This window comes from Citrobacter sp. Cpo045 (genome assembly GCF_030332875.1).
In the GTDB taxonomy this organism is placed as follows: Bacteria; Pseudomonadota; Gammaproteobacteria; order Enterobacterales; family Enterobacteriaceae; genus Citrobacter; species Citrobacter portucalensis.
Genome location: NZ_JAOWGZ010000063.1, coordinates 1 through 274 on the forward strand (window position 1 = coordinate 1; position 274 = coordinate 274).

1 protein-coding gene is annotated in these 274 nt (G+C 56.6%); it reads left to right on the forward strand.

Features of this window, described 5'->3' with window-relative positions; translation table 11 throughout:
* Position 1 precedes the first annotated feature (1 nt).
* Positions 2-274: IS6 family transposase (locus OGY13_RS01710; RefSeq protein ID WP_250382585.1), on the forward strand; the 273-nt coding region annotated here is incomplete at its 3' end.

Genomic DNA, 274 nt, shown 5'->3' on the forward strand with positions numbered 1-274 from the left:
TCTGTGGGCCGTACGCTGGTACTGCAAATACGGCATCAGTTACCGTGAGCTGCAGGAGATGCTGGCTGAACGCGGAGTGAATGTCGATCACTCCACGATTTACCGCTGGGTTCAGCGTTATGCGCCTGAAATGGAAAAACGGCTGCGCTGGTACTGGCGTAACCCTTCCGATCTTTGCCCGTGGCACATGGATGAAACCTACGTGAAGGTCAATGGCCGCTGGGCGTATCTGTACCGGGCCGTCGACAGCCGGGGCCGCACTGTCGATTTTTAT